Annotated in this window: 6 protein-coding genes; all 6 read right to left on the bottom strand. The window is 51.5% G+C overall.

What is annotated here, in order from left to right:
* Nucleotides 1–303 (bottom strand): hypothetical protein (locus NTW95_00945; GenBank protein ID MCX6555994.1); only part of this gene is annotated, 303 nt, incomplete at its 3' end.
* A gap of 233 nt (nucleotides 304–536) precedes the next feature.
* Complete coding sequence (locus NTW95_00940; protein ID MCX6555993.1) at nucleotides 537–989, bottom strand: hypothetical protein; 453 nt, start codon at nucleotides 987–989, stop codon at nucleotides 537–539.
* A 30-nt stretch (nucleotides 990–1,019) separates the two neighbouring features.
* Nucleotides 1,020–3,161, bottom strand: coding sequence for a TonB family protein (locus NTW95_00935; GenBank protein ID MCX6555992.1), 2,142 nt, complete (start codon nucleotides 3,159–3,161; stop codon nucleotides 1,020–1,022).
* 252 nt (nucleotides 3,162–3,413) lie between these two features.
* A complete protein-coding gene (locus NTW95_00930) occupies nucleotides 3,414–4,520 on the bottom strand; it encodes a hypothetical protein (protein ID MCX6555991.1) in 1,107 nt (368 codons plus the stop codon).
* A 14-nt stretch (nucleotides 4,521–4,534) separates the two neighbouring features.
* A complete protein-coding gene (locus tag NTW95_00925) occupies nucleotides 4,535–5,518 on the bottom strand; it encodes a hypothetical protein (protein MCX6555990.1) in 984 nt (327 codons plus the stop codon).
* A 76-nt stretch (nucleotides 5,519–5,594) separates the two neighbouring features.
* Nucleotides 5,595–7,400: a hypothetical protein gene (locus tag NTW95_00920; GenBank protein MCX6555989.1), complete on the bottom strand. Its 1,806-nt coding sequence runs from the start codon at nucleotides 7,398–7,400 to the stop codon at nucleotides 5,595–5,597.
* Nucleotides 7,401–7,607: the final 207 nt, after the last annotated feature.

The raw sequence follows: 7,607 nt of genomic DNA, 5'->3' as shown, positions 1-7,607 counted from the left end.
GTCTCTTCTTATTTTTTGAAGTTCGGGTGAGGCATTATCCTTGATCTTGCCAAACTTGGAAAGGATGGATGCGATCCGTTCATCGATATAGGCATAATAAGGAATGATCCCGGCCAGCTTTTTCAGCTGCGCCACGGCGATGATGTTCAGGTGCCGCTGCACCGTGATCCACAGGCTGCCTTCCTCGGCGTTGGCGATGACGTCGGAGAGCAGGTCGGAGACGTAACCGCCCGTCACCTGCTGATCGGCGCCGACAGACAGGATCTTCAGCCCAAGCTTTTCGGCTACCTCTTTGACCATCATGTTCATGCTCCTAAGCCGGAGATTCAAGGCCACGTGTTCCCGACTTTTCCAGTTTCAAAACTGACCCCGCAAAAGTTTTATTTCGAGAGTGCTGATTGCGAATAATCATATTATAAAAAAATACGAATAATGTCAATAAATAATTTACAATAAAATTTTTTCTCTACTCTCAAGACGACAGACAACGACAGGATTAATCCCCGCTGATCATCCCTGCTGGCGGGACCCCCCGATTATTCCGTCCGGACTAGCCCGTAGAGATTCATAAGCTCCGTGTCCACGGCCTTGGAGAACATGCCGATTTGGGCCGTGGCCGGGCCTTCGGGATCGAATTTTTCGCCGCTGACGTCCTTGACAAAGCCGGCCATTTCCTGGAAGACGAGTGTTTTGAGGATACCGGAGCGATCCGTGATCAAGGACAAGCGGATCACGAGCAGTATGCGTTGGAACCGTTTCAGGAAGGCTGCGTCGATGCGGTTGGCTGCCCGGAGCTCCGTGGCCGCTTCCATGACTGTATCCAGGACCGCCGCCCCCTCCGGTTCACTGACCATGGTTTGGGACATTTTTTCAAAAAGCGCGTTCACGTCCGTGATCAGTTTGACGGCGGGATGGGCTTCCTGGGCCGCCAGACCAACGGCCATCAGGACGATCGCTGCGGCCATAATCAGAACTGTTTTTCGTTTCATGATAACTATACCTCCTCAGATGATTTCAACTTAATCCACCGATCTCGAATTCAGCGTGAAGGTCACTGTAACGGTCATGATGAGCGGGACCGTCTGTTTCAGCGGCTCGTAGACCCACTGTCGCACGGCATCGATCGCCGCTTGATCGAGCAACGGGATGCCGTGAATGACTGTTACATTGCTGACCCTACCGTTGGGTTCGATCGTCGCTTCGAGGATCACCACGCCTTGAATCCTGGCCGTTTGGGCAATTTCAGGGTATTCTGGGGCAACGTGTTTGATTAATTTGGGCGGTTTTATATTCCCGCCGACACGAACCGGTGCATTCTCCAGCTGCTCCACTTCCGCGATGGCGGCCTTATAATCCCGTTGGGCCTGGTTCACATCCCCCTGGTATGGGTCCCCCTGGTATGGCCCTGTCGTCACCAAGCGGGTATAGAAGCCTCGGGCCTTTACCAATTTTGCCCGGGCCATCTTCAGTCTGGTTTCGATGCTTCCTCCGACGCGCACCGGTTGGGTCGAGTACGGCGCGGTGCCGCCAGTCACATGCGTACTCAGCATGACGATGTCGCCCAGCTTCGGCATAGGCGTGTCGGTGGCGACGTTCATCTCTAGGGGCACGGGCGGAGCGGCGGGCATGGGACCAGCCACCCAGTCGTAGCGGTACATGCGATCCCCTGTTCCGCCGGGACCTGAGCCGTGCACCTGGGCAAACGCCGAGAAATGAGGTTGGCCAAGCACGCCGCCGCGATGCCAGGGGTCATTGAGTTTCCACTGGCACTCGGTGGTTGCCTCCATCACTTTGGTATCGAAATCGCCCCACGATCCATCGCCCGAGGTTGAGCCACGGCGGATCTTTTCCTTAGATGCAAAAAAGTCGAACTCGATCCATGCTCCATCGCCCGAAGGCGCGCTAAAGCTCACCCTATCCCTACTTCGAGCCACCTCAGGCTTCCAGGCTATTTTCAGGGTGGTCGAGAAGGAAACACCGGGCACGATCAACTTCGGGAGATCCGTCCACGAAGTCACCTGCTGTTCCACAAATGGCACACGTGTTACCTGATCAGAGTTACCGATCATGACCGCGTTGGTGCCCTTCCGGCTCGATGTCATCGATGAGCCAGAGAAAGTCACCTCTTTCGACTCAGAAGTCGAGAAGTTCCCCGCTTTCGGTTCAGAACTCGTGAAGTACTGTGAAGAATCCTTTACGTCCGTGAGCTTCCAGTAACCACCGGCGGTTGTGCCCGATGATGGCGATGTGGCTCCTGGCGACGGCGTATCAGCAGGCGCCTTCGCATCTTTTTTTTTGTCGCAGCCAGCGCTCTTTGCTTTGTCGACAATATCGGTCATGTCCTTGATTGTGGACACAACCGTGTCTTCCGCATACTTCATCACATCCTTGTCCCTCATTGTGAACCACGGATTATTCCAGTACACATCGTTGTATTTCTTCTGGTAGTCCTGGTTGAGCAGCTCGGTTTGGTGCTTTTTCTTTTTCGCCAGATCCTCGAATTCCACAAGTTGAATCTTCAACTCGTCTCCTTTCTGTCCCGACTTTATGGCCGCATCGAGATCGTGAATCGCGTTCTCCAATGCGGTCAATTCTTTAACGGCGTCATCCATGGCCTTCTTCGCATCGTCGATGGCCTGCACGGCTTTCGGCCTCTGCTCTGCGATGTCTTTCGACTTGATGTCGTTGTTGTAAACTTGCCACAACTGGAACAGGGACCGGACTTCCCTGGCCACTTTTACCTGCTCGCACACATCTGCGGTCATATTCATAGTCGCAAGCAGCGCCTTCATTCTACGGCCCGCGCATTCCCGCATGAAATCCAGCGTGCGGTAATATGCCTCGCGCTCGCAGTGGTGTTCCAGACCCATATAGTTTTTTTCCACGGAAGAATTCCAATTCATTCTTCCCTGCTCCGTGTGGATGAACTCGTGAAAAAGCGAATTGGCCACATCGATGGTGAGATCGTAGTTCAAGGGCCGGTTCAGGACGTTTTCAGAAATCGTGATGATTCCGGTCTCGCGGTCATATTCTGCCGTCGCGTCTCCGGTGGGACCGAATTGAATCTTCTTGTTGTTGTACCAGTCGGAAATCTTCCGGGACAAGTCCGCTTCAATACCCGCTTCATTCACATGCACATAGAATTCCACCACCGTGTTCATGATCCGGACTTTGTCTTCCTCACTTGCGCGGGCCGGGAAGGATGTTAGGATACAGAAAAGAACAACCATTGCTCGAACTGTTTTCATATTGCCTCACATACCTCCCGTTTCGATTAAGCAATTCATGTGCCGGATACATCTCGCCGATCTCCTCATGCTTGCATTTTCTCGTAACGGTCTGGCCATGGTTTTATTTATTAAATCGAATTTATTAATCAAAGACCCTGTTGCCTTCTTCTTATCCATAGCAAATTATTTCCGCAAAGTGGTAAAGGCGGGCCGGCCGTCCGGGGCCGTGTACCAGATGACCGCCTTGGTCGGCGCGACAAAGATCAAGGTGGCCGTGGGCGTCTCGGCCGCGGCGCGTCCGGGCAAAGTCATGACGACGATCCTGTCGCTGCGCCAGCGGAGCGCGCTGCTCTCGCTCACAGGCGCGGGCTGCGACACATCGCAGCGCGGCGCCGTCACGGCCGACAACTTGCCATCGAGTGCGGTCATCATCCACGTAGACTTCGTGCACGGCCCCTCGAATTCGCGCCAGGCGCCGGCGACATCCCATGTCCGTTGCGGCCGCTCTTTCATCGCGATATCTTCGCCCGACATTCCATCGGCGACCATGCTAAGGACCCACATCGTGAAGCCCACCGGCTCCCCCTTGATGCGAGTTGTCGCGCCGCCTCCCCATGCCTCAAGGTACATTGAGACTTCGTTTGTTTCCGCCAGCAGCACGCCAATGGGCGCGACGCCGAGGCTCACCAGCGCCGACATCGGACCGTTCTGCGCATCCGTGCCCTCGACCGCCCACACGTCCAGCGATTCACCGTCGAACAACAGCTGCTTCTGCTCGATGCGCTTGGTCACCTGGCTCACCTGCAGCGGCGGCGTCTGCTTGTTGGCGTCCTTGAGCATGCGCTTGGGAATGCTGAACGGCTCCAAGCCATAGACATAGACGATGGCCTCCAAGAGGTCGCCGGGACCGGCCTTTGTTTTCTCGGTCAGGAAGCGCGTGACGACCAGTTCTTTCTCGGTTTCGATCTCGACCTCCATCCAGGCGTAATCCTTCCGGCCGCGCCGGACGCTCTCGAGAATCGACATCGTCATCGAGAAATACGTATCATCTTTCTTATCGTGCATGGTGTAAGTGGCCCAGCTGCCCTCGTTGAACTGGAACACATCGCCGATCATCATGACCGGCCGCTGGCCTTTGATCTCCTGGCCCGCGACGGGCACTGCGCCGGCCACCACGAACACGACTGCGGCGAATATTGACATAAGCGCGTCGGTCATGAGCGGATTCCTGTTGCCGGGCAGGTGGATGGGAGTATCAAGGGCGTTGAGAGGAAAATTTTTTTCGATCATGATGACCTCTTGTTTTATTTATTTCTTTTTATAACAGCGTAAACGTTCATCGCCAAAAGAAATACAACTCCGGCCAATGTAATATAAAATCGCGCCGGATCATACTCATATCCGTACTTGGTATGCCCCATGAAATCTTCAGAAGTTTTACGGGCCAAATTATACAATTGGTAAGAAAAAAATAATGTTCCCGGAACAGCCAGCAATGAAACTATCTTGCTTAGGGTCTTACCAAAAGCAAAGCCGGAAACAATGGTCAAAAACCCGCTAAAAATTATTACCTGAATCATACTGTCCCCGTACTCCACATAACTCCAGGCGGTGGCGCACAATGTAAGGATGACAGCCAAAAAAATCCACAAAATATAGAAATAGAAAGGTTTCTTTTTGCTTGCTTTTTTTGGATTTTTAACTCTCCATGCATCCGCTTTTTCAAGCTGTTGGTTACAAAGGCTGCGAACTTCTCCGAAATTTTCGGCTGTACAATAGAGCCTTACAACCGTCCTCCAGGAATTTTTTACTTCAATAACCTTTGCCTTGCTATAGGAAATTATTTTATATATTTCTTTCCAGGAAAAACTTCCGGATTCGCCAGAAACAGCAAGAAAACCAGCGCCGGACATTCTCGGCTTTAGTAATAGCAAAAGCAAAAGAACCAGTCTATTTATTTTTTTTTCTCTAGAGCCGGATTTATAAGTTATGCCCTTATCGTCCACCGTAAACTCGGCATGATACCTGTTCCCCAAAATGAGCATGGAAAAAAGGAACAGCAAAGACAACCCGGCAAATATCCCAAGATCAACAACTAGCGGCATGATCATATCCGCGACGTCCTTGTCGACTAAAAAAGCCGTTAGCACAAGCAGGATCTGAAATATCACAGTAGCAATCAATACGACTTTAAAAAGATCTTTCAGAATAAATCTGTTCGTCAGCAAAGAAAATTCTTTTTCCCAGGTTATTTTGTTTTCCGTTTTATTTGGTGATGTTATTACCATACTTGCATCATGAGAATAATTGTATGATATGTCAATAGTCAGCCTTGGGCCAGACCTCTTTGAAATCCAAATTGCCTTATTTAATCCGCGTGGCTTCCCACTGATAAATATCTCCAACACAATTGGCCTGAGTGAATGTTCCCTTCATCTTATCCCCATTAAGGGCCCCGGTATGCATCTGTTGGTCAAAACCGCCCATCGGTCGGAGGAACTGGATTCTCCACTCTCCTGACACAGGTCCATAAGAAATCTTGGCGAGTTCTTCCCATTTGCCGAGGACATCGAATTTCAAGCGGCCTGTCCAGGAGTCTCCCTGCCGTGTGAATTCAAGCGTTCCTGGAGTTTTGTTGGCCACAATTCTCCAGGTCCCGGCCAAGGATGCATCGGAAACTGGCGCTGTCGTGTCAGAGGCATCGAGAGTAACCGTGAAGGATACGGCGGCTATCTCGAGGCCATTCGCGTCGGTATCATTCATCCGGAAATCGTAAGAGCCCGGAACAGTCGGTGCAGTGAAAGTCATGGACCCTGAAGTCTTACCCTGCAGGTACTGGTAAGCAACGTCATGCTGATCGTTGACCGCTTCGTTGCCGTGCGGCACGCTGGACGGAATGATTCCGATCCAGGCATTAGCAGGAAGTGTCAAAGAGGTGCTGAATTGGAGCGTGATGCTCTCCCCTGGCCGAAAAGACGTGCGGGCCAGAGTCAAATTGTTTCCCGCGGTTTTTTCCACCGTAAAACTCACCGACGCTACTTCCTTGCCATTGGCGTCACTGTCGTTCATCCTGAAATCGTAGGACCCGTTCTGTTGAGGGGCAGAAAACAGCAAAGTTCCTGAAGTCTTCTTTCTAAGGTACTGATAAGTCAAATCGTTCTGATCGTTCGTGACCTCGCTTCCATGCGCAACAGACGAGGGGATGATACCGACCCAGGCATTGTCCGCATAGGATGTCGGGGCCTTGAAGCTGACACTGATTTCTTCTCCCGGCGTAAAAACGAGTTTTCCCAGGGAGAGTGACGGTAAAAACGCAATAGTGGTACCCGTTCCGGAAGCGCCACTCTTTTGAGCGACAGTATCGGAAATTGAGATTCTATTCCCCGTGACATGGGTGCCACCTTTATTGAAACCATCAAGAGACTGACCATCTAACGAAAGGGTAAGCGTGTCAATATAACCCCCATCTACCCAATTGAGCGTATATTTATTCCCTGACCCAGTCCATGTCCCGGAGTTGATCTTCTGGTTGCCCTCCCATCCATCTAAGGTGCCGTCAGGGTGCATGCAGACCTTCGTCCCGGTAAACCAGTTCCATGTACCGATAATTGTCCCCGTTCCGGAAGTGCTCCCGGAAACGCCACCCGTTCCGGCACCGGGTGTGAAATCCATGATCATATGGGAATCCTGGGCCTTCTGAGAAAAGCTTCCCTCATAATACGACGGACGTTGCAGTGCGACCTGATATCCATCAATGGGTAGATTCGAATCGGCTACCCGATATGTGATCACCTCTTTTAGGGGGGCATGCTTGGCGTCGTCTCTTTGTTCTATTGTCTTGCCGTTGCTGGAGAAGACCTGAGAAATTATCTCTCCAAAAGGCGGAAACTCTGTCCAAGTATCATTCGGGCTTTTCCAAATTATCCCCAATCTTCCGAATCCAATCTCAGGATACCAGATGCTCCACTCTGCGGTTATCGTGACCATGCCGGGTTCCGATATTGAGAAGGTTGCCACCTGGCTCGTCCCGGGCAATTGATCGTACTGACCGATATATGCTGCCTCTTGGAAATGGGCCGATATATCAACCAGCGTTGCAGATACTATTTGGGTGAACAGGATCATCAAAAGCAGCATGATACTCCATCTGAAAATTGGCATTGGCTTCATTTTTTTCTCCTGAAGATGTATTTAATAGCATCACTATGCCGAGGTCTTCTGAGGCATAAAGTGATGCTATCACTATGCCGAGGTCTTCCGAGGCATCTAGTGAAGCTATCCGCATGTTTGCAATTTGAGGATAATCATCTGAAATGTCAATAGTCTGACGGCAGCACAAATCATCCGTCTATCCTGACGGATCTGATTTGTCCCGTA

The organism is Candidatus Aminicenantes bacterium (genome assembly GCA_026393795.1).
In the GTDB taxonomy this organism is placed as follows: Bacteria; Acidobacteriota; Aminicenantia; order UBA2199; family UBA2199; genus UBA2199.
Note: the sequence above shows the minus strand (reverse complement) of the source record. Positions and strands in the feature narration are given on the sequence as shown.

Coding starts and splice junctions, on each gene's coding strand:
- NTW95_00940 (MCX6555993.1), bottom strand. CDS start 989: ATGAAACGAAAAACAGTTCTGATTATGGCCGCAGCGATCGTCCTGATG.
- NTW95_00935 (MCX6555992.1), bottom strand. CDS start 3,161: ATGAACACGGTGGTGGAATTCTATGTGCATGTGAATGAAGCGGGTATT.
- NTW95_00930 (MCX6555991.1), bottom strand. CDS start 4,520: ATGATCGAAAAAAATTTTCCTCTCAACGCCCTTGATACTCCCATCCAC.
- NTW95_00925 (MCX6555990.1), bottom strand. CDS start 5,518: ATGGTAATAACATCACCAAATAAAACGGAAAACAAAATAACCTGGGAA.
- NTW95_00920 (MCX6555989.1), bottom strand. CDS start 7,400: ATGAAGCCAATGCCAATTTTCAGATGGAGTATCATGCTGCTTTTGATG.